Annotated in this window: 18 protein-coding genes; 5 read left to right on the top strand and 13 right to left on the bottom strand. The window is 66.0% G+C overall.

Annotation, left to right across the window (positions count from 1 at the left end):
* Positions 1-5: 5 nt before the first annotated feature.
* The gene (locus tag PKE80_RS19140) at positions 6-719 is read right to left on the bottom strand and encodes a 2OG-Fe(II) oxygenase (RefSeq protein ID WP_271183870.1); all 714 of its coding nucleotides are present in this window, start codon (positions 717-719) and stop codon (positions 6-8) included.
* The gene (gene ada, locus PKE80_RS19135; RefSeq protein WP_271183869.1) at positions 716-1,786 is read right to left on the bottom strand and encodes a bifunctional DNA-binding transcriptional regulator/O6-methylguanine-DNA methyltransferase Ada; all 1,071 of its coding nucleotides are present in this window, start codon (positions 1,784-1,786) and stop codon (positions 716-718) included. The genes PKE80_RS19140 and ada overlap by 4 nt, the downstream gene beginning before the upstream one ends.
* A 140-nt stretch (positions 1,787-1,926) precedes the next feature.
* Here ada and PKE80_RS19130 point away from each other — a divergent pair, with 140 nt between their 5' ends.
* Positions 1,927-2,847, top strand: coding sequence for an acyl-CoA thioesterase (locus tag PKE80_RS19130; RefSeq protein WP_271183868.1), 921 nt, complete (start codon positions 1,927-1,929; stop codon positions 2,845-2,847).
* Between the two features lie 41 nt (positions 2,848-2,888).
* On the opposite strand, the gene PKE80_RS19125 is transcribed toward PKE80_RS19130, so the two are convergent.
* From PKE80_RS19125 to PKE80_RS19090, 8 genes are all read right to left on the bottom strand, one after another.
* Positions 2,889-3,707: an HpcH/HpaI aldolase/citrate lyase family protein gene (locus PKE80_RS19125; RefSeq protein ID WP_271183867.1), complete on the bottom strand. Its 819-nt coding sequence runs from the start codon at positions 3,705-3,707 to the stop codon at positions 2,889-2,891.
* Positions 3,708-3,719: 12 nt separating this feature from the next.
* Positions 3,720-4,469 (bottom strand): GntR family transcriptional regulator, encoded by a 750-nt coding sequence (locus tag PKE80_RS19120; RefSeq protein ID WP_271183866.1) that lies wholly within the window; start codon positions 4,467-4,469, stop codon positions 3,720-3,722.
* A gap of 74 nt (positions 4,470-4,543) precedes the next feature.
* A complete protein-coding gene (locus tag PKE80_RS19115) occupies positions 4,544-5,782 on the bottom strand; it encodes a CaiB/BaiF CoA transferase family protein (RefSeq protein ID WP_271183865.1) in 1,239 nt (412 codons plus the stop codon).
* Positions 5,779-6,951, bottom strand: a complete 1,173-nt coding sequence (locus tag PKE80_RS19110; protein WP_271184016.1) for an acyl-CoA dehydrogenase family protein — start codon at positions 6,949-6,951, stop codon at positions 5,779-5,781. Before PKE80_RS19110 ends, PKE80_RS19115 begins: the two co-directional genes overlap by 4 nt.
* 2 nt (positions 6,952-6,953) lie before the next feature.
* A complete protein-coding gene (locus tag PKE80_RS19105) occupies positions 6,954-8,354 on the bottom strand; it encodes an MmgE/PrpD family protein (RefSeq protein WP_271183864.1) in 1,401 nt (466 codons plus the stop codon).
* Between the two features lie 2 nt (positions 8,355-8,356).
* Positions 8,357-9,742 carry an MFS transporter gene (locus PKE80_RS19100; RefSeq protein ID WP_271184015.1) on the bottom strand — a complete coding sequence of 462 codons (1,386 nt, stop codon included), beginning with the start codon at positions 9,740-9,742 and terminating at the stop codon, positions 8,357-8,359.
* A gap of 109 nt (positions 9,743-9,851) precedes the next feature.
* Positions 9,852-10,367, bottom strand: coding sequence for a MaoC family dehydratase (locus tag PKE80_RS19095; RefSeq protein WP_271183863.1), 516 nt, complete (start codon positions 10,365-10,367; stop codon positions 9,852-9,854).
* A gap of 69 nt (positions 10,368-10,436) precedes the next feature.
* Positions 10,437-11,987, bottom strand: coding sequence for an OprO/OprP family phosphate-selective porin (locus tag PKE80_RS19090; RefSeq protein ID WP_271183862.1), 1,551 nt, complete (start codon positions 11,985-11,987; stop codon positions 10,437-10,439).
* A gap of 447 nt (positions 11,988-12,434) precedes the next feature.
* On the opposite strand from PKE80_RS19090, the gene PKE80_RS19085 reads away from it, so the two are divergent.
* Positions 12,435-13,640, top strand: a complete 1,206-nt coding sequence (locus tag PKE80_RS19085; RefSeq protein ID WP_271183861.1) for an MFS transporter — start codon at positions 12,435-12,437, stop codon at positions 13,638-13,640.
* 42 nt (positions 13,641-13,682) lie between these two features.
* Here PKE80_RS19085 and PKE80_RS19080 read toward each other — a convergent pair whose 3' ends face one another.
* The 3 genes from PKE80_RS19080 to PKE80_RS19070 all read right to left on the bottom strand — a co-directional run bounded on the left by PKE80_RS19080 (position 13,683) and on the right by PKE80_RS19070 (position 18,253).
* Positions 13,683-15,167 carry an indolepyruvate oxidoreductase subunit beta family protein gene (locus PKE80_RS19080; protein ID WP_271183860.1) on the bottom strand — a complete coding sequence of 495 codons (1,485 nt, stop codon included), beginning with the start codon at positions 15,165-15,167 and terminating at the stop codon, positions 13,683-13,685.
* A 149-nt stretch (positions 15,168-15,316) separates the two neighbouring features.
* Positions 15,317-17,473 (bottom strand): ferredoxin family protein, encoded by a 2,157-nt coding sequence (locus PKE80_RS19075; protein ID WP_271183859.1) that lies wholly within the window; start codon positions 17,471-17,473, stop codon positions 15,317-15,319.
* A gap of 6 nt (positions 17,474-17,479) precedes the next feature.
* Positions 17,480-18,253, bottom strand: coding sequence for a cyclase family protein (locus PKE80_RS19070; protein ID WP_271183858.1), 774 nt, complete (start codon positions 18,251-18,253; stop codon positions 17,480-17,482).
* A 103-nt stretch (positions 18,254-18,356) separates the two neighbouring features.
* On the opposite strand from PKE80_RS19070, the gene PKE80_RS19065 reads away from it, so the two are divergent.
* The 3 genes from PKE80_RS19065 (at position 18,357) to PKE80_RS19055 (ending at position 22,110) form a co-directional block, all read left to right on the top strand.
* Positions 18,357-18,821, top strand: coding sequence for a MarR family winged helix-turn-helix transcriptional regulator (locus PKE80_RS19065; protein ID WP_271183857.1), 465 nt, complete (start codon positions 18,357-18,359; stop codon positions 18,819-18,821).
* A gap of 318 nt (positions 18,822-19,139) precedes the next feature.
* A complete protein-coding gene (locus tag PKE80_RS19060) occupies positions 19,140-21,443 on the top strand; it encodes a bifunctional salicylyl-CoA 5-hydroxylase/oxidoreductase (protein WP_271183856.1) in 2,304 nt (767 codons plus the stop codon).
* A 205-nt stretch (positions 21,444-21,648) separates the two neighbouring features.
* Positions 21,649-22,110 carry a MarR family winged helix-turn-helix transcriptional regulator gene (locus PKE80_RS19055; RefSeq protein WP_008831914.1) on the top strand — a complete coding sequence of 154 codons (462 nt, stop codon included), beginning with the start codon at positions 21,649-21,651 and terminating at the stop codon, positions 22,108-22,110.
* Positions 22,111-22,121: the final 11 nt, after the last annotated feature.

The following is a 22,121-nucleotide window of genomic DNA, read 5'->3' as shown; positions in this document are numbered from 1 at the left end:
AGCCGTCAGGCCGCGTCGTGGAAGATGATCCCCAGCGCATGCCGTCTTCCGGATCGCAGCGTGCTGACCCCGTGGCGCAGGGCGACCCGATAATCGCCCCGCGTGCCACGATGTGGACGTACGTTCACCGCGAAGATGACCCCATCGCCCTTGCGGAGCGGAACGACCGCCGCGCGCGACTGCATGCGCGGGCGCTGCTCGGTGAGCACGAACTCGCCTCCGGTAAAATCCCGGTCGGGTTCGGACAGCAGCACAGCCACCTGCAGCGGGAACACGTGATCGCCATAGAGATCCTGATGCAGGCAGTTGTAATCGCCTTCACCGTATTGCAGCAGCAACGGCGTCGGTCGCGTCTGGCCCGCTTCATGGCAGCGCGCACGAAAACCGGCGTGGTCGGTGGGAAAGCGGGCCGCAATTCCCATCCGCTCGTGCCACCTGTCGGCGACCGGCGCGAGATGCCGATAGAGCCCGGTGCGCGCCGCCGCTACCAGCGGCGGCAACGGGTAGGCGAAGTAGCGATACTCACCTCTGCCAAAGCCGTGCCGCGCCATGTGGATGTGATTGCGAAAAGCATCGGTCGGTCCATAGAGCCCGGCCATGGCATCACATTCGGCGCCGTCGAGCAGGCCCGGCAGCATCGCCCAACCTTCCCGGTCGAGACAGTCCGCGATCGCCCGCCAGTCATAGGCCGAGACGCGGGCGTCCATGTCGGTGCTCATGCCGCACCCTCGATCTCGATGAGCCTGCGCTTGCGCTCCACGCCCCAGCGGTAGCCCGAAAGCGCGCCGTCGTTGCGGATCACCCGGTGGCAGGGAATGGCGATGGCGATGGGGTTGGCCGCGCAGGCGCCGGCGACCGCGCGCGTGGCACGGGGCGAACCGATGCGCCGTGCCACTTCCGCGTAAGTAACGGTCTCGCCCGCCGGAATCCCGCGAAGAACCTGCCAGACGCGCTGCTGAAAGGCCGTACCGCGCACATCCAGCGCAAGATCGAGCCCCATGTTCGGCGCCTCGGCGAAACCGACGACTTTTGCGACCGTCTGCTCGTAGTTCGCATCGGCGCCGATCAGTTCCGCCTTCGCAAAGCGGTCCTGCAGGTCACGGACCAGTTCGTCGGGATCGTCACCGAGCAGGATCGATGCCACCCCCCTGTCGCTGGAAGCCACGAGGATCGCGCCCAGCGAACACTGCGCAACCGCGAAGTGCAGCACTTCGTCGGCACCGCCGCTCCGATAGCGTCCCGGCGTCATGCCCAGCATCGCCGAGGATTGCTCGTAGAAGCGACCGCTGGAGTTGAAGCCCGCCTCATAGATCGCATCGGTCACCCGGCTGCCGGCCGCGAGAGTCTCGCGCACTTTGCGGGCACGGTGCGCACCGGCATAGGCCTTCGGGGTAAGGCCGGTCTGTGCCTTGAACAGCCGGTGGAAATAGGCGGGGCTCAGTTCCACCGCGGCCGCCAGGTCATCGAGCGAAATCGGCTCGTCCGATGCCTCGATCAACCGGCATGCCTGTTCCACCAGAGCGGCGTTGCCGGCCTCCCGGGATGCACCTTCCGGATTACAGCGCCGGCACGGCCGGCATCCCGTCGCCCGCGCGCTCTCCAGCGTATCGTGCAACGTCACGTTCCGGGGGTTGGCCGTCCGCGAGGGACACGAGGGCCGACAGTAGATCCCGGTGGTCGCCACCGAATACCACAACTTGCCATCGGCGCTCTTGTCACGGGCGACGACCTGCGCCCAGCGCGGGTCGCTTGCGGTGCGATCGATATGTCTGTCTGCGTTCGTCATGAAGCCGTTCTGCCAGCCCGAGATCCAGCCCGCGCTCTGTTTCTTGCTCTCAAATCCGATATGGGGCTTCGGACCGCTCCTGGCGAGACAAGGCGGCGCGAAGCGCTTGATCGTTACCGCCATTCGGCTATGGCATGTCCATGCTTGATTTGTCCGGACATTACTCTGACGACGACCTGGTTGACGGCTTCGCGCGGCAATTCGCGCTGGAACGGATCGACGACGACCTGTTCCGCGCTCCGCCCATACCCGGAGCCACCGGGCGATGCTTCGGCGGCCAGCTCGTCGCCCAGGCGTTCAACGCGGCCCGGCATACCGTCGACGACAAGATCGCGCACAATCTTCACGCCCACTTTCTCAGGCCGGGGCGCGAGGCGGAACCGTTGCTCCTGAAAGTCGAGCGCGATTTCGATGGCGGCAGTTTCGCGGTACGCCGGACGGTCGTGCTGCAAAACGAGGCGCCTCTGCTCACGCTGACAGCCTCGTTCCACAGGCTCGAAACCGGTCTCGAGCATGCATCACCGATGCCGCGCGTGCCCGACCCGGAAGGGCTGCTGCCGCTAGATGCGCTGGCCCTGCAGTATGGCGAGGACATCGGCGAGGTCGCGCGCGCCTATCTCGAACGCCGTTCCGCATTCGAGATGCGCCCGGTCGGCTATCCCTCGTTCCTGCAACAAGGCAAGGACCTGCCGGTCTCGCGCACATGGTTCCGCCTGCGCGGATCGATCCCGGTGGACGCGTCACTGCAGCGGGTCATGCTCGCCTACGTTTCCGACTATGCTCTGCTGAGTTCGGCGCTGATCCCGCACGGTGTGAACATGTTCGAGACGAGCATGCAGACCGCCAGTCTCGATCACGCGGTGTGGTTCCATGAAGAGGCTCCACTGGACGACTGGCTGCTTTACGCCACCGAAAGCAACTGGGCAGGCCGTGGGCGCGGCAGGGCCGCAGGCAGCATCTACACCCGCGACGGGCGCCTTGTCGCCAGCACCGTGCAGGAAGGCCTGATCCGCCTGCGACCCGATCGACCGGCAGGCGGCACCATCCCGCACACGCCCTGAGTACCCCGCCGCAAGCCCCAAAGGCGCCGATCAGGTGGGGATCAGGCGACCACGCCGTAGCTCTCGCTTTGCGCCAGCACGCGGTGTGCGCGATCGACGATGGGCTTGTCGACCAGCTTGCCGTCGACCGCCACCGCGCCGTGACCGTTCGACAGGGCATCGACCACGCGGCGGGCCCAGTCGACCGAAGCCGCGCTGGGCGAAAATGCCGCGTTCACCGGCGCGACCTGCCGGGGATGGACGCAAAGCTTGCCGCCGAAACCGAAGCGGCGCGACCGCGCCGCATCCCGCGCCATTCCCTCCACGTCGGCAAGGTCGACCGAGACGCCGTCGACCGGCGCCTGGAGGCCGGCCAGCCGCGAGTGCAGCACCATCTGGGTACGGATCGCATCGATCTCCTCCCGGTCGCCGTCGATACCCGCATCGACCTGAAAATCGACGGTGCCGAAATGCAGCCTCACGAGGCCCTCCGCGCCGCACAGACCCGACAGATCCAGCGCTCCTCGCACCGTTTCCACCAGCGCGTGCAGCGGTACCTTGGCCCGGCGCATATCGACAAAATCCTCAGCCCTCTCCGCCTTGGGCAGCATCAGCCCGGCAAGCCCCGGCAGCCCCGCCAGCGCCCAGACATCATCCTCATGCCACGGGGTTCCCAAACTGTTGACCCGCACCACGAAGCGCGGTTCGGCGAGCATTGCCAGCGCCTGGTAGATCGTGTCGCGCGCGGCGACCTTGTGATCCGGCAACACCGCGTCCTCAAGATCGAGCACCACCATGTCCGCGCCGCTGCAGGCCGCCTTCTCGAAGCGATCGGCGCGGTCGCCGGGCACGAACAGGATGGAACGGGCGGGCAGCGACATGGAAAGGTCCTCTCAGGTCAGGTTGCCGCGATCGTCGCGGCGGAAGGTCTGCGAATAGGAATAGCGATCGGCGGGGTGCGTGCTGACGGCCATCTCGACCACCTCGCCCCGCCGGTTGTTGTACTTGCGGGTTACCCGCAGGGCAGGCGCGCCGCGCTTGACGCCCAGCCGCTCGGCCGACCGCGCATCGACGGCGAAGCCCTCGATGGTCTGCTGCACCTCTACGATCCGTTCCCCGAACTGCTGCTCGATCCGCGTGTAGATCGGGGTGTGATCGTCCGCGTCGGCAAGCGTGACGCCGCGAAAGGCGGGATGAATGTAGATCCGCGACAGGGCGATCGCGACACCAGCCTCGGTACGGCGTACCGCATCGAGCACCAGCCACGCCTCACCCGGCTTCGCCTCCAGCGTCCCGGCAAGATCGCCGGTGATTTCCATCACCTCGCGTCCGTGCAGTTCCAGCCGCGTTTCGGAAGTGAAGCGGTGAAGGTCGCTCAGCCCTTCGATCACCTGCACATAGCCGCCCTGCTGGCGTGGACCGACGACGCGAGTGCCGACACCGGCCTGCCGCGTCACCATACCCAGTTGCACCAGCCGCTTGATGGCTTCGCGCACGGTGAATCGACTGGCGCCGAACTGCGCGCACAACTCGAATTCCGTGGGGATCAGCGCTCCCACCGGGAAACGTCCCGCCTCGATCTCCGCGATCAGGGTCTGGGCAAGCTGCAGGTAGCGGGGTTGCTGTTGGAGCGGCGGCGTCATCTCATGTCCCCTCGGCACGACTGGATTGTCCGGTGGTCCGGACAATCCTCCGTAAACCAAAGACACGGCAGATGTCAGCGGATGATCTCCTTTTCGCGCAGGGCCGAGATTTCCGGAACGCCGAAGCCGAGCGAGACCAGCACATCGTCGGTATCCTGCCCCAGTTTCGGCGCGGCTCTGGCGGGATGTTCGGCACCGCTTGCGCGCACCGCCGAGGCGACGCCGGGAAGTGCGCCATGGTCCGGGTGGGCGAAGTCGACGATGCGACCCTGTTCGCGAACGAAGGGATTTTCCAGCGCCTGCCCCACGTCGAGCACCGGCGCGGCAGGCACCTTGCCCGCGAAGATCTCCATCCACTCAGCAGTGGTGCGGGTGGCTAGCACGGCGTCGAGATCCGCGTTGAACCCCGCGCGGTTCTCAAGGCGGTCCTTGAACGTGGCGTAGCGCGGATCGGACGCCCATTCGGGCTTGCCGATCAGCGGCGCCATGTTCTGCCAGAACTTCTCCTTGTTGCACATGATGAAGATCCAGCCATCCTGCGTGGTGTAGAGCTGGCTGGGTGTCAGCGACGGGTGGCCCGAACGCGGCGTGCGGCCCACGGTGACACCGCCGTTGAGATACCATTCGGCCACGTAGTTAAGGTTGGACAGCGCCACGTCGAACAGGCTGACGTCATAGTCACGGCCCACGCCCTGCGCCCGCGCCGAGACGACACCCGCCAGGATCGCCATCGCGGCGGTGGTGCCGGTCATGAAGTCGATGATCGAAAGGCCGAAGCGCGAAGGCGGCGCCTCCGGCTCGCCGGTCAGCGAGAGGTAGCCCGCCTCGGCCTGCATCAGGTAATCGTAGCCCGGCCAGTTGGCGCGGCTGCCGGTGCGGCCATAGGCCGAAAGGTGGGCGCAGACGATGCGCGGATTGACGGCTGAGAGGCTGGCGTAATCGAGGCCCAGCTTCGCCGGCAGATCGCCGCGCAGGTTGTTGAACACGACGTCCGCCGAAGCGACCAGACGCTCAAGGACGGCGCGGCCCTCGGCGCTCTTCAGGTCGACGCCAAGGCTCTTCTTGTTGCGGTTGAACGCTTCGTAGAAGTGGCTGTCCTCGGGGCCGAAGAAGTACGGGCCGACATGACGGCCCACGTCGCCGCCATCCTTGTGGTTCTCGATCTTGATGACCTCGGCGCCGAGGTCGGCCAGCTGCTGGGTGCCGAAGGGCCCGGCGCCGTACTGCTCGACCGCGACGATGCGCAGGCCCGCCAGCGGCTGCAGGCCGGGCTGCGCGGTGTCCGCCGTGATATCGGAAGCGGGGGCGTTCATGCCGGGTTCCTTGCGATGATCTGCTTGGCGATGATGATGCGCTGCAGTTCGTTGGTGCCCTCGCCGATGGTCAGCAGCGGGGCGTCGCGGTAGAGGCGCTCGATCGGATATTCCTTGGAATAGCCGTAGCCGCCGAAGATGCGCATCGCCTCGGTCGCGTTTTCAAGACCGGCTTCGGTGGCGAAGAACTTGGCCATGCCCGCTTCCATGTCGCAGCGTTCGCCGCGGTCGTAGGCCATTGCGGCATTCTCGGTCAGCAGGCGGGCGGCAGTGACGCGGGTGGCCATCTCGCCCAGCTTGAGCTGGATCGCCTGGTGTTCGCAGATCGGCTTGCCGAAGGTCTTGCGGGTCTGCGAATAGGCGACCGCCTCGTTCAGCGCCGCCTGCGCGATGCCGAGGCCGCGCGCGGCCACGTTGATGCGGCCCAGTTCCAGACCGCCCAGCACCTGCTTCAGACCCTTGCCCTCGACGCCGCCGACAAGGCGCTCGACCGGCACGCGGTAGTCCTCGAAGGCCAGCGCGCAGCTGTCGATACCCTTGTAGCCCAGCTTCTCCAGCTTCTTGGAGACGACGAAGCCCGGGCCCTTCTCGGCGATCAGCAGGCTCATACCCTTGTGGCGCGGCTCTGCGGTCGGGTCGGTCTTGACCAGCAGCAGGATGCAGTTGCCCGAGCCCGAGTTGGTGATCCACATCTTGTTGCCGTTGACGACGTACTCGTCGCCCTCGCGCTTGGCGACGGTGCGGATGTTCTGCAGGTCGGTGCCCGCGTCGGGCTCGGTCAGGCCGATGCCGCCGCGCAGTTCGCCGGTGGCGAACTTCGGGAGGTAATGCGCCTTCTGCTCGTCAGTACCGCAGCGCTGCACGGTCATCGCCATGATCATGTGCGAATTGATGATGCCCGAGACGGACATCCACACCGCCGAGATCTTCTCGATGATGCGCGCATAGGTCAGCGTCGAGATGCCGAAGCCGCCGAATTCCGGATCGATCATCAGACCGAAGAAGCCCAGCTCCTTCATCTTGTCGACGATGGCCTGCGGGTATTCGTCGTCATGGTCCAGCTGGTGGACGTAGGGCTTCACTTCGGCCTCAAGGAACTTCTCGACGGTGTCGAGGATCATCTGTTCCTCTTCGGGCGTCGCGCCCTGGCTGGTGATCGGGCTTTCCATGTTCACGCGGCGGTTCCTTCTCGAATTTCAACAGGGACAGCAGCGGCGAGCAGGTCGCTCAGGCGCGCTGCGGGATGGTTGGCGATGTCCAGCACGGCATCGGCGATCGCGGCGGCCTGCACGGCGGTCACGCGGCGGGCGGCGTTGTCGTCGTACTTGGCGCGGATTTCGGCATTGGAAAGCGGACGGTCCGCCGCGCCCCGGTTCACCGCCTCGCGCTTCGCGATGCGGCGGCCATCCGTGGTCTCGACGATAACCTCGCCGGTGAAGTGGACCGGATAGTCGGTATCGGGATCGACGGCATAATCGACCTTCTGCGCCAGCTTGAGCACATCCGGATCGGCCAGCGCCGCGCCGTCCAGTTCGTCCAGCGTGAAGCGGCCCTTCAGCAGCGCCGTGGCGACGATGTAGGGGATCGAGAACTGCGCGTCGTAGCTGGTCGCCGGGACCTTCTTGGGTGCGGAAGGCTCGCACACGATGGGGATCACCGCTTCGGGGACCAGCACCACGACGCGCGCGATGTCATCACCCGAAAGGCCATGCTCGGCGCAGATCGCGGCGGCGGCATCGCCGGCGGCATGGGTCATGTGGCAGGCCGGCAGCGGCTTGACCGAGACGTTCTCGATCTCCCAGCTTTCCCCAAGTCCCGCGCAGGCATCGGCCAGGCCGGCCGGCGCGCCATCGCGCAGGTAGAGGGAATAGAGGCCGAAGCGCCCCTCATATGCCGCCTTCGGCCCGACGAAGCCGTGCTTCGCCATCGTCGCGGCGGTCAGCGCGGAGCTGGCCGCCCAGCCGGGATGCAGGCGCTTGGTCCAGGCGCCGTCCTCCAGGAATTCGAGGCTGCCGCCCGCCATCGACAGGACGATGCCCTGCGCCATGCCGATCTGCTGCGCATCGAGCCCCATCAGGAGACCCGCGCCCACCGTCGCCCCGAAAGCACCGCACAGGCTTGTTGGGTGGAAGCCGTGGCGGTGGAAGCCCCCGGCCGCGACGCTGGCGACGCGGGTGGAGACTTCCATGGCGATGATGTAGGCACGCAGCAGATCGGCGCCACTCGCTCCGGCATTATCGGCGGCGGCAAGGGCAGCGGGAAGGCTGCTCACCGTCGCATGGATGATGCCGCGCGAATGTGTGTCGTCGTAATCCAGACCATGCATAAGGAGGCCATTGACCAGCGCCGCCTCACGCGGGGCCAGCGATCGTCCGTGGCCGAGGACGGGCGAGCGCCCCTCCCCCAGATCCCGCGCCGCTGCGAAGGCGCTCTGCCCCCAGGTCTCGCCAAGGGCGGCGATGCCGGTGCCGATCGAGTCCAGCATGAGGTGGCAGGCGCGCTCGCGCACCCGCTCGGGCACGGCATCAAGCGTCAGCCCGCTCGCGAATTCGGCATAAGTCCGGGCAATCATCTTCACTCTCCCGCGAGGCCGACGGTGCGCCGGGCCGGGGCTGCGTCCGGATCCTGCGCAATGGCGTCGAGCGAGGCCCCGCGTCCCTCGACGCGCACCGCGATCACGGCGATCATCATCAGCGCCAGCACCGTGCCGACCATCATGAGGACGCCCTCAAGTCCGACGTTTTCGAACAGCCACACGGTCATGAACGGCGTCAGCATCGAACCGGCGCGGGCACACATCCCGGCAAAGCCGGTGCCGCGCAGACGATAGGCGGTCGGGAACATCTCCGGCACGTAGAGGAACAGCCCGATCGCGGTCAGCATATAGATGCTGCTCACCAGCAGGAAGCCGGCGATGGCGAGCGGCACCGTGCCCTCGACGTTGGGATAGATCGCGCCGAACAGGATGATGAGCAGGCCCGCGATGATGAGCGAAGCGCGGCGCGACACCTTGTCGGCAATCGCCACGGCGACCAGCGAACCGGCGATGCTGCCGAACGACATCAGCGTGGTGAAGCCCAGCGACTGCACCATCGTCTGCCCCTTGCTCACAAGGAAGGTCGGCAGCCAGGCGACGAAGCCGTAAACGGAGACGTTGGCGGCGATGGCCGTGAGCGTCGCGGCGGCAAGCCGTCCGCGCATGTCCGATGCAAAGAGGCGGGAAAGCGGTGCATGGGCCGGGGCGGCGGATGCGGTCTTCGCATAAGGGGCGAGCGGGCCCTTCTCGGCGGTGATCTCCGCCTCGATCTGCTGCAGGACGGCCTCGGCCTCCTGCGTGCGGCCGACCGATTCCAGCCAGCGCGGCGATTCCGGCATGGTCTTGCGCAGGATCCAGATTCCGATGGCACCGGCGCCCGCGATGGCGAACATGTAGCGCCAGCCCAGGTTCGGGATCACGAGGTAGCCGATCGAGGTGGCGATCAACAGACCCGAACCGATGATCGCGCCCAGTATAGCGCCCCACCGGCCGCGATGGCTTGGCGGGATGAACTCGCCCAGCGTACCCGCCGCGACGACCAGTTCCGCACCCAGTCCAAGGCCCATGATGAAACGGCAGACGATCAGGAACGTCATCGAGGGAGAGAAAACCGCCGCGATGGATGCGAACCCGAAGAGCGCGAGGTTGAACTGATAGGAATAGCGGCGGCCGAACCGGTCGCCGACATAGCCCGCCATGGCCGCGCCGAGCAGCATGCCGAGGAATGTCATCGACATGAAGGCCGCCGCCTGCGGCAAAGTGCCGAAGCCTTCCGACTTCACGGCAGCCATCACGCCACCCGCAAGGTAGACGTCGAAAGCGTCAAGGAACGCGCCGGCGCTGATAAGGCCGAGGATGCGCCAGTGGAAACGCGAAACCGGCAGGCGATCCAGCCTGGCTCCTGCGTGAACGGTTGTTGGCATCGAAGTCACGATAATCCTCTCCTTACCGCCGGACGCTTCCCGCCTCCTGTCGAGGTCGTTCGCAAGGCGCCCGGGGCTGTCCTGTCGTATGCTGGAATGACGCGTCCGCTTATGCGGGGACATCGCCCGGCGCGCGGCCGCGCTTGTAGACCAGCGAGTTGCGCGTGAATTCCATCACCATCTTGCCGTCCTGGTTGAAACCGCGCGTACGCGTGGTGACGATGCCCTGGGTCGGCCGCGAAGCGGATTCGCGCACATTGAGAACCTCGGATTCGGCATAGAGCGTATCGCCGGCGAAGACCGGATGAGTCAGCTTGATGTCGGTCCAGCCGAGGTTCGCAGGCGACTTCCCGCTGACGTCGTTGACCGTCATGCCCAGCACGATGGCAAGGCTGAGGCCGCTGTTGACCAGCAGCTTGCCGAACTCGCTCTGCTTCGCGAAGTGCGCATCGCAGTGCATCGGATGGTAGTTCATCGTCATCAGCGAGAACTGGATGTTATCGGCATCGGTGATCGTTCGACCGGGGCGATGCTCATAGATGTCGCCAACGGTGAAGTCTTCCAGATAGCGGCCATAGCTGGCGCGATACCGGTTCTCACCGACCTTCTGCGCGGTCAACGTCATGTTATCGACTCTCCTTGTATGTTTGTCCGGACAATATCACGGACATGCGTTCGTGCAAGCGTCTGGATGTCAAAAAGCGACTTCGGCCCGCGCGGCGATTGTGTTCCCCGAATCCTTGCCGAGATACGATCCAGTGAGGTTGTTCGTTTCCCAGTGGATGCCGTCGAGCATCAGGCGGAAGTAGTTTGTAAGATACCAGTTCACCCCCGCCGTGGCCGCCCAGCCGGTGCCACCCAGCGGCGCGCCGGAACTGTCCTGGTGTTCGTAGCGGGCGACGAGTTCGATGCCGCCGGAGCCGCCTTCGGTGATCGGGCTCAGCACCTTCGGAGCTACGTATGTGCCGCTGACCGAGGTGTAGGTCGGCTTCTCCCCGGTCAGCCAGAAGCCGCCGTTGACCGACAGCGTCTTGAACTTCGCGGTGTCGAAGGCGGCGGCCGGGCCACCCTTCACATGGCGCTCGCCATATTCGGAGAAGGCGTAGACCGGGCCGTAGACGCCGCCGAATTCGAGGCCGAACGCCTTCGATCCGGTCGCGCCGGTCAGCGTCGCCGCGTTCACCTGCACGCTGTTGTTGAGCGCGCCCGAGATGAACTGGTTGACCGCCACGGAAGCAGTCGCGGCGGGGATGTGCTCCGAATATGCCCATCCGCCGACATGGACGATGGCCTTGTCGGTCAGGATCGGGTTCCAGTGCGCGCGGCTCAGGAACATGCGGTGGTCGTTGCGGGTGAAGTCCGAATCCAGCGCGTCCCCGTGGACCGCCACGCTCCAGTGCCAGTTCTTCTGCCCGGCCCTGGCAGCGATGCCCATCAGGTACGCCCGCCCGCCCTGCGTCGCCAGCGCGATGGTGTTGATGTTGGTGGTGATGAAGGGGTTGGCGGTTGCCGCCGTGCCGATGTCGATACCACGGTCGGTGATGAGGTTGCCCGCGCGGATGTCGGCGTCGACTTTCCCGAACTTGGTCTTGTAACCCAGGAAGGTGTTCACGACCTCGACCGAGTTGCGGCGAAAATCAGCCTCGAACTGGTAGAACAGGTGCTGGCCCACTGTGCCGACGCCGCCGAAGCGGAACTGGCGCAAAGTGGAGACGGTGATGTTGCGGCGATCGTAGTCGGACCCGCTGGTCGACGAGATGTCGGCCAGGATGCGCCCGCGCGGCTTGAAGGTGAAATTGCCGTCCTTGCTGGAGAAGACCGGTGCGCCGCGGCTCCAGTCGACATTGAGATCGGCCGGGACGTCGACTCCGCCGGCGCCCCTGCCAACTTGCGCGTTGCCGGCTTCGACAGCGGCGACTTCGACGCTCGGTTCGGGAGAATCTGCCGCCATCATCGGGACGGCGGCGGTGCTCATGGCGCGATCCTGAGCATTGGCCGATTGTACGGGGGCAACGGACTGCGGAGGAACCCCATCTCCCAGCGCGGCCTTGGCTCTTGCATTCTCCACCAGCGCATCCGCTTTTTCGCGCGTGATGAGCTTGTTGGCGACCATCTCGTCGATCAGCGCGAGCAGGGTGCGGTAAGTCGTATCATTGCCATCGGAAGCCTGCGACTGCGCGAACGCGCCTTGTGGCACCACCGTCAGCGCAAGGCCGGAAACCATGAGAGCGTGGCGTATCCGCATTCAATTCATCCTCGTTCGGTTGCTTGCCCGTCTGTGCGGGCTGCGAACGCGGACCATTGCTCAAGACATTCATAATGTAAATTGTCCGTACAAACATATTATCTCGCTTTTACGTCCGGATACCCCGGTAGCGCCCACGCGCATTCCTCCGACCACTCGGTGGAGACCGATACTGGGAACGGAGAAAGCAGGTCGAGGACCGGCGAGCCTGACGCCCCCCGACCGCGTAATGGCTCCGCCACCATGACACCCCCTGGCAGCGTCAAAGTGCGCGGAGCGCATCAATCCAGATAATTCAGTCGTGAACTAAATCCCTATGTCGGGAAATTCAGGCTCACTTTCCGCTTGAGTTGGCCGCGACACAGCGCCACCCGCGGAAAAATCCGGCGCCCGACGTCAGGCACGGGCGAGAACGATGGCGTCGCAGAAAGGAAGGGGAACCGGGTCATGGATATCGGCACAAGAGTGCGCCTCTCGCTGATGATGTTTCTGCAGTATTTCGTCTGGGGTGCGTGGTGGGTGCCGTTCGGCAGCTATCTGATGCACGCCGGTCTCGGCTCGTGGATCGGCACGATGTTTTCGGCGCAGGGTTGGGCAGCGATCCTGTCGCCGCTGTTCGTCGGCGCCATAGCCGATCGCTACCTCTCCGCGCAGAAAGTGGTCGGCGTGCTGCATCTGGCAGGCGGCGGCGCGCTGCTCGCGCTTTCGTTCGCGGGGAGCGACCCGGGCCTCGTCTTCGCGCTGACACTGGGCGTGCTGCTGGCCTACATGCCCACTCTCGCCCTGTCGAACGCGATCGCCTTCGCCGCGATGACGGACACCGCGAAGGAGTTTCCCGCGATCCGCGTGCTGGGCACGATCGGCTGGATCGTCGCGGGCCTGCTCGTCGGCTGGCTGGGTGCGGAGGAGACTGCGCTACCCCTGGGCATGGCGGCCGGGGTTTCGGTGCTCTACGGCCTCTATGCCTTCACGCTGCCCGCCACTCCTCCGGCCGCCAGTTCGAAGCGCGTGGGCCTTGCCGGACTGCTGGGTCTGGACGCGATCAAGGGCGGCGACCGCTCGTTCTGGGCGCTGATCGGCTGCTCGCTGCTGCTGATGATCCCGCTGAGCTTCTACTACGCCTATGCCAACCCGTTCCTGGTCGGCGTGGGCGTCGGCGCGGCGGCAGGGGTGCAGACGATCGGGCAGGTTTCCGAAGTCGGCTTCCTGCTGCTGCTGCCGCTGTTCCTGCGCTGGTTCGGGATGAAGACGGTGCTGCTCGTCGGCATGCTGGCATGGACCGCACGCTATGCGCTGTTCGCCTTCGGCTTCGACGCGGGCGGCCCGCATATGCCGATGCTGCTGGTCGCGCTGGCGCTGCACGGCGTGTGCTTCGACTTCTTTCTCGTCGCCGGACAGATCTGGGTGGACCAGCGCTTCCCGACCGAGACGCGGGGCCGCGCGCAGTCGTTCCTCGCGCTCGTCACCTGGGGTGTCGGCTCGATCATCGGCAGCCTGCTGGCGAACGCCGTCTACGTCGCGCACAGCAGCGGCACGAACGGGCACGAGGTCGACTGGACCGGCTTCTGGCTGATCCCCTCGGCACTGGCCGCCGTGGTCGCGGTGGTGTTCGCGCTATCCTTCAGGGACAGCGCGAAGCGGGCCGGGAACTGAGCGGATCGGGGCGATCCCGCAAGGATCGCCCCGATCCGGCCATCAACCTGCGAGGGCTTCGGTCAGCCCGCTCGACTTGTCGTCCGCCAGCGCCAATTCGCGCAAAGTGCGGACGCCTGCCGCATCCCGGGGAGCGCGGGCGTGTTCGGCGACGATGCGCTGGAAGTTCCCGAGGCCGCGCTCGAAGGTATCCCCGTAGCCTTTGATCAGCCGCTGGCACAGCACCAGTTCCAGCGCCAGTTCGCGGTCCTTGGCTGCCTCGGTGCGCACCAGTTCCAGCCAGTGCTCGATGCGCTCCTGCTCCTCGATGTAGCGCAGCGAGCGTGGGCGGATCGACCGCATCGCCGCAACGGTGCGCAGCGCCAGGAACCAGCGCAGGCCGGTCGTCTCGACATGGCGCCCTTCGGTGAAGAAGCGGCCGAGCAGCTTCGTCAGACCCTTGCTGGCGAGGATGCGGCGGCCGATCCCGGCGGGCAGCGTCTCGCACACTTCCTGCAGGCGCGGGTGCATGAATTCGGTGATCGAGAGGATCTGCTCGTCGCCCGCCTTCACTTCGCCGCGTACACGGGTGATGCGGCTGGCGCGCGTCTTGAGGTCGGCGACGCGAATGGTGTCTTCATAGCCCATCCACAGCGCGAGGTGGCGCGCGGTCTCGGCGGTCAGCTCGAACGGGGCGGCATCGAGCGAGGCGACGGTTTCGAGGCGATCGAGGTAGAGCGCGGCATAGGCGCCGTCCTGCCAGTCCATCAGCTTGGCGACGCCGTGCAGGGCGTTGGCCTGCGCGGGCGGGGGCAGGTTCGCGGCGATGCGCGCGGCGAGCGCGCGGCCCTGCTCGGTGGTCGGCACGGGGAGGTCGTGCGTGATCTCATCCGGCCTGGCGACGGGCTGCTGGGCGCGGTCGAAGCCTTCCTTGAATCCCTTGAGGTTGCTTTTCACCGCGATGCCGCTGTGCTCGATCGCGGCGCGATAGGTGTTGGCAGCGAAGGGCAAGCCGCCGCTGCCCGCCAGCGCGCCGAACATGATCGCGCTGATGACGCTGCCCGAACGGTCGGTCGCGGCTTCCATGTCGAAGCCGATGAAGCGCTTCGAACGCTGGTACGCCGCCTCGATGATCTTTTCGCCGTTGCCACGGCCGTCGCCCATCGCCTGCTTCTCACCGATGGCGTAGATGCGGTGGGTGGAGCCGATCAGCGTCGTGCGCCCCGCGGTGGAGAACCCGCGCAGCAGTGCGCGACCGGTTTCCATGAGTTCGGAGGCGACAACCACGTCCACGTCGCCCGGCATCGGCATCTGCGCCATCACCGGCAGGCGGCCCGATCCGTCGGGCTTCGCCAGTTCGACGTAGTACACGGTCGAGCCGGTGCGCTGCGCCACGCCGGGGACCGAGGTGCCCTGCGCCAGCCAGCCCTCGGCGCGGGCGACTTCCTGAATCCAGTCGGCCAGCACGCCGCCGCCCTGTCCGCCGAGGGCGAGGATGGCGATGGTGATGCGGTTTTCGTTGGCGATCGTCATGGTGGTGTCTCTCACTCTCTTGCTTCATCCTCCCTGTCGCGAAGCGATGGGGAGGTGGCAGCCCGTCAGGGCTGACGGAGGGGACGGGCTGGGTTCCGCCCCCTCCACCACCGACTGCGTCGGCGGTCCCCCTCCCCATTGCTGCGCAACGGGGAGGAATGGCTTCAGAACGCGCGCGCCGCGCGGGCCTTGTCGGCGCCGGCCTGCCAGCGGGCCATGATCGCGCCGCTGACTTTCGCCTTGAAGCGTTCGAACTTGCCTGGATTGGCGACGATCTGCGCGCGGTAGAAGCTGGGACACAGCACCGCCGCATGGCTCACCTCGCCGCACAGGCCGCAGCCCACGCAGGAGTTCTCGACATGCGCCACCGGGTCCTGCCGCAGCGGGTCCGGGTTGGGCTTGATCGTCAACGACGGGCAGCCCGACAGGCGGATGCAGCTGTGATCGCCGGTGCAGGTGTCGCTGTCGACGCCGAAGCGCTCGCGCACCACGCGCTCGCCCGCCTTCAGCTTCGCCGAAGTCGCCTTCTTCTCGCGCCGCTGCTTGTTGAGCATGCATTCGGACTGCGCGACGATGACCTTGGGGCCTTTTTCCTCGGTCGTCAGCGCTTCGCGCAGCATCGAGGTCATGCCCTTGAGGTCATAAGTGCGATGCGTCTCGCGCACCCACTTCGCGCCGACACCGCGCACTGCCTTGGTGATCGGGTTCTTGGTCACGCGATTGGCGTTCTCGGCGCGCGACGACAGGATATCCTGACCGCCGGTGGCCGCCGAATAGCCGTTGTCGATGATCATCGTGACGGTGTCGTCCTTGTTGAACACCGCATTGCCGACGCCCGAGGTCAGGCCGTTGTGCCAGAAGCCCCCGTCGCCCATGATCGCGATCGACCGCTTTGACCCCTCGCCTTCCTTGGGCTTGAACGCCGAGGCACCCGCCGCACCAAGGCCATAGCCCATCGTCGTGTTGCCGATGTTGAACGGCGGCAGGATCGAGAACAGGTGGCAGCCGATGTCCGCCGAGACGTGCGTGGGACCAAGCTCGCGCTCCACCAGCTTCATCGCGGTGAAGATCGGGCGCTCCGGACAGCCGGTGCAGAAGCCTGCGGGGCGCTGCGGGATTTCCTTGGCCACGGGTGCGGGCAGCGGGTTGGCCGCTTCCAACTGCGGAGCCAGCGCAGGCGCATAGGCTTCGAGGAATTTCGCCAGACCCTTGCGGATCACGTCGGCGGTGTACTCGCCCGAGCGCGGCAGCATGTCCTTGCCGACGATCCGGGTGTCCAGCTCCTCACGGCGGATCAGCGTGTTGAGTTCGTGCTCGATGAACTCGGGCTGGCCTTCCTCAAGGATCATCACCGCGCGCTTGCCCTTGCAGAACGCGGCGACTTCCTCAGGGATGATCGGGTAGACGACGTTGAGGCAGTAGATCGGCAGCTTGCTGACCCCATAGGAGTCCGCCAGCCCGATCAGTTCCATCGCGCGGTTGAGGTTGTTGTAGAGGCCGCCCTGCACGATCAGGCCGATGCCCTCGCCAGAATCTCCAGGGCTTTCCTCAGGCCCGAACCACTCGTTCAGCTTGTTGTCGCGGACATAGGCGATGCCGGCGGGCCAGCGCTTCTCGATCTTCTCGACTTCGTGAAGGAAGTTCGCAGGCGGCAGCACGATGCGGTCGGTATCGCGCACCGGGCTGGCCGCCGCCTCGCCCACCGTCAGCGGCGGGCGCACGTTGTCCTTCGCCACGAACGAGCCGGTCATGTGGCAAGACCGCACGCGCAGCTGCAGCATGACCGGGGTATTCGAGGCTTCGGAGAGGCGGAAGCCCTGCTCCACCGAGTCCACGATGCTGGGCAGGTTCGGGCGCGGATCGATCAGCCACATCTGCGACTTCATCGCGAAGGCATGGGTGCGCTCCTGCATGATCGAGGAGCCTTCGCCGTAGTCCTCGCCCACGATCACCAGCGCGCCGCCGGTAACGCCGCCCGACGAGACGTTGGACAGCGCGTCCGACGCCACGTTGGTCCCCACCACCGATTTCCACGCGACCGCGCCGCGTAAGGGGTAGTTAACCGAGGCCGCCAGCATCGCCGCCGCCGTCGCTTCCGAGGCGCTCGCCTCGAAATGGACGCCGAGGCTTTCGAGCAGATCGTTGGCGTCGGCGAAGACGTCCATCAGGTGGCTGATCGGCGAGCCCTGATAGCCGCCGACATAAGCCACGCCCGACTGCAGCAGCCCCTTGGTGACCGCGAGGATGCCTTCGCCGGTGAAGACCTCGCCCTCGCCCGCAGTGAGCTTGAGGACTTCCTTCTTGAATGAACGCTCCGCCACTTGCCCTTACTCCGAAACGAGCGCGAGGACGCGCAGCGGGCTGCCCGAACCGCCCAGGATCTTGAGCGGCGAGGCAATCACGATCGCGCCGGTGGCGGGCAGCTTGTCGAGGTTTTCAAGGCACTGCAGGCCGTACTTGCCCGCGCCGTGCAGCAGCGTGTGCGCCGGATACATCGGCTCAAGCAGATGCGCCTGCCCTGCGTCGGTGCCGATCGTCTCGACGCCGAAGCCCAGCGCATCGCGGTCGAGGATGTACTGGATCGCGGAGGCGTCCGGACCCGGGGTGTGGGCACCGTCTTCCTTGCGGTTGGTGTAGGCATCGACGTCCAGCTTCGACCAGTCGGTGCGGAACAGCACCCAGGCACCGGCGGGAATGGCGCCGTGCTCGGCTTCCCAGCCCCTGATATGCTCGGCCGTCAGCAGGAAGTCCGGGTTCGAGGCGCATTCGGCCGAGAAATCGAGCACCACGGCAGGCGCGACCAGCTTCTGCGCGGGCACCTTGTCGATGGTGTTGTCCGGCAGGTCCTTGCCCGAGACCCAGTGGACCGGCGCATCGAAGTGCGTGCCGGTGTGCTCGCCCACGGTGAAGTTGTTCCAGTGCCATGCGACGCCGCGCTCGTCGTAGCGCGAGATTTCCTGACGCGAGAACGCCGCCGTCTGCCCGAACGGCTCGGGCAGCACCAGCAGCGGGGTGTCTTCGGAGAGGGTCTGGGTCAGATCGACGACGGTGATGTCACCGGCCGTCAGCGCATGGGCGAGAGAAGCGAGAACGTCTGTCATGGACTTGGGCCTCCTGTTGGACCATTACGGCGAAGAGTATCGGATTAAGTTGCATATGCAACTAAAATGTCATGCCGGGCGTTTTGGCCTGCTGGAGCTTAGGATGAGCGAGGATTTGCGCCCTTTCGGTAACCCGGGATCGGAGGACTTCCGCCTCGACACTTATCCGTTCTACCTGCTGAACCGTGCCGCCAGCCGGTACAACGTGGTCATCGAGTCGGGCCTGCGCGGCATCGGCATCGACATCCCGACCTGGCGCGTACTGATGATCCTGGGCGAGCACGAGCCGCTGGCGATCGGTCAGGTGGCGAAGTCGGCGGTGATCAACCTCTCCACCATGATGCGCATCGTCGAGCGCATGACCAAGGCCGGGCTGATCGAGACGACGCCGAGCGAAACGGACGGCCGCGTGACCGAGATCCGCATGACGGCGGAAGGCCGCGTGAAGCTGGCGCAAGCGCGCGAAGTGACCGCGCCGCTTTATGAAAAGATCATCCGGGGTTTCTCGGCCGGGGACTTTTCGAAGATGCTGGACCTGCTCGGGCGGCTCTACGACAATCTGGATTAATTCGTCGTCCCGGACCTGATCCGGGACTGCATGCCGTGAGCGATCCACCTCGGCCCATACGCTTGTCACCCTGAACTTGTTTCAGGGTTCATCGGGCCCCGCGCCCTGCCGTTGCAATAGCGAGCGGCCAGCGCGGCACCACGGCACTTCGCTCCGGTTTACACCGAGGAATGGACCCTGAAACAGGTTCAGGGTGACGGACGTGTAAGCGTGAGGGTCAGCCATAAGCCCACGGACCGCCCACACATCTCCACTCCGATTAAACTTGCACGTGCAACCATATTAGTTTAGGCATGAAGCAATTCAGGAGAGACATCCATGCGTATTGCGTGCCTCGGCGGCGGACCTGCCGGTATCTATTTCGCGATCTCGATGAAGCTGCGCGACCCCGCGCATGAGGTTCACGTGTTCGAGCGCAACCGCTCGGGCGACACGTTCGGCTGGGGCGTCGTCTTCTCCGACCAGACGCTGGCAAATCTGCAGACCAACGATCCGGTCAGCGCCGCCACCATCGTCGAAAGCTTCGCGCACTGGGACGACGTGGACGTCACCGTGGGCGAGAACACCGTCAGTTCCTCGGGCCACGGCTTCATCGGCATCGGCCGCAAGCACCTGCTGCAGATCCTGCAGGCCCGCGCGGGCGAGCTGGGCGTCGTGATGCACTTCGAGACGCAGTTCGACGCGGACCTGTCGCAGTTCGCGGACTTCGACCTGATCGTGGCGGCGGACGGCATCAATTCGATGGTCCGCACCGCCAACGAAGAGAAGTTCGGCGTCGATATCCAGACCAAGACCAACAAGTTCTCCTGGCTGGGCACCACCAAGCTGTTCGATGCCTTCGCCTTCATCTTCGAGAAGACTCACGCAGGCTGGATCTGGGCGCACGCCTACCGCTTCGACGAGACGCATTCGACCTTCATCGTCGAATGCTCGCCCGAAACGTGGACCGGCCTTGGCCTCGACGCGATGGAGCAGGCCGATTCGATCGCGCTCTGCGAGACAATCTTCGCCCGCCATCTGGACGGTCACCCGCTGATCTCCAACGCCACGCACTTGCGCGGTTCGGCAGCGTGGATCAACTTCCGCCGCGTGATCTGCAAGCAGTGGTCGTTCGACAACGTCGTGCTGCTTGGGGATGCCGCGCACACCGCGCACTTCTCGATCGGTTCGGGCACCAAGCTGGCGCTGGAAGACGCGATCAAGTTGGCGCAAGTGCTGGACCGCCCCGGCATTACGGGCCGCGAGGAACTGGCCGCCGCGCTAGCCGAATATCAGGAGGAGCGCCATGTCGAGGTGCTCAAGATCCAGAACTCGGCCCGCAATTCGACCGAGTGGTTCGAGACGCTGGACCGTTACCTCGGCTTCGACCTGCCGCAGTTCGCCTATTCGCTGATGACCCGCTCGCAGCGCGTCAGCCACGAAAACCTGCGCCTGCGCGACGCCGCCTGGCTGGAAGGGCTGGAGCGCTGGTTCTGGGCAGGCAACGAAGGCCGTAACGTGCCGCTGCAGCCGATGTTCACGCCTTATACCTTGCGCGGGATGACGGTGCCCAACCGGGTGGTGATCCCGGCGATGTTGACGTACTCGGCGGATGCCGACGGCTATGCCAACGACTTCCATTCGGTCCACTACGGCTCGCGCGCGCTGGGCGGAGCGGGTCTGGTGGTGACCGAGATGCTGAGCGTCGCGCCCGAGGGCCGCACCACCCCCGCCTGCCCCGGCCTGTGGCATGACGGTCAGGCCGAGCGCTGGACGGCGTTCAACCAGTTCGCGCATCAGCACTCGGCGGCCAAGACCTGCGCGCAGATCGGCCATGCCGGTGCCCGCGCCGCGTGTCAGGTGCCCGGTGAAGGTGTGGGCTACGACGTGCCGATGGACGCGCCGTGGCCGATCGTCTCCGCCAGCGCGCAGGCGTGGCGCAAGGGCGGCACGGTCCCGCAGGCATTGGACGCGAAGGGCATGGACCGGATCGTCCAGCAATTCGTCGCGACCGCCATGCTGGCCGACAAGGCTGGCTTCGACATGCTCGAAGTGCAGGCGGGCCACGGCAACCTGCTCTCGGCCTTCATCACCCCGGTGATGAACGCGCGTGACGACGCCTTTGGCGGCTCCCTTGAAAACCGCATGCGTTTCCCGCTGCGCGTGGTCGAGGCGGTCCGCGCCGCATGGCCGCAGGACAAGCCGCTGGCGGTGCGCATTTCCGCCAACGACTGGGTCGGCGAAGCGGGCGTGACCCCTGCCGAGGCGGTCGAAATCGCCAGGCTGCTGCGCGAAGCGGGCGTGGACATCGTCGACGTTTCCGCCGGTGAGACCGCGCCCGAAGGCCGCCCGGTCTACGGCCGCATGTTCCAGACCCCGTTCGCCGACCAGATCCGCAACGAGGCAGGCGTACCGACGATCGCGGTGGGCAACATCGCCGATGCCGATCAGGTCAACTCGATCCTGACGGCAGGCCGCGCCGACCTCGTCGCACTGGGCCGCACGCACCTGTTCGACCCGGTGTGGACGCTGCGCGCGGCGGCCTCGGCCGGGTATGAGGAACAGCCGATCCCCGCGCCCTACAAACTGGGCCAGCAGATGGCGATGCGCGCCGCGAAACAGGCGGAGGGCGCACGAGCCTGACCCTCGCGCCCCGCGGCCGGGGCTTCGACAAGCTCAGCCTGAGCGGAATTGGGAGGTTCATTCCAACCCCGCTCACCCTGAGCCTGTCGAAGGGTCTGCTTCAACGCAGGGTTGCTTGCCCGAAAGAAACTTTATGCCTGCAGGAATCGACATAATCGCATCCCCCGCTATGGAACCTCCTGGAGAACGAGGAGCCTTGGCGACGATGGAAAAGACGATTCCCGGCAGCACCGCGCCGTCCGGCACGCTCGACTTGCGCGTCTGGGTGCGCCTGCTCGACTGCGCGAAGATCATCGAGAAGCGCCTGCGCCGCAATTTCGAGGACCAGTTCTCCACCACCCTGCCCCGTTTCGACATCCTCGCGACGCTCGACCGCGCGCCGGACGGCCTGCGCATGGGCGAACTGTCGCGCGCGCTGCTGGTGTCGAACGGCAACGTCACCGCGATCGTGCGCCAGTTACAGGAACAGGGCCTCGTCTCTTCGTACACCGACCCGGAAGACGCCCGCTCCGCCATCGTCTCGCTCACGCCGAACGGCCGCGTCCAGTTCGCCGTACTGGCAGAGGCCCACCACGGCTGGGTGCGCGAAGCCCTCGCCGACTTTCCCGAGGACAGCCAGCGCCAGCTTCTGACCCTGCTGACCCAGCTCAAGACTTCCATTCTCTAGGACCTCTCGCC

This window comes from Novosphingobium resinovorum (assembly GCF_027922145.1).
GTDB lineage: Bacteria > Pseudomonadota > Alphaproteobacteria > Sphingomonadales > Sphingomonadaceae > Novosphingobium > Novosphingobium resinovorum.
This window is presented reverse-complemented; position numbering and strand designations above follow the sequence as displayed.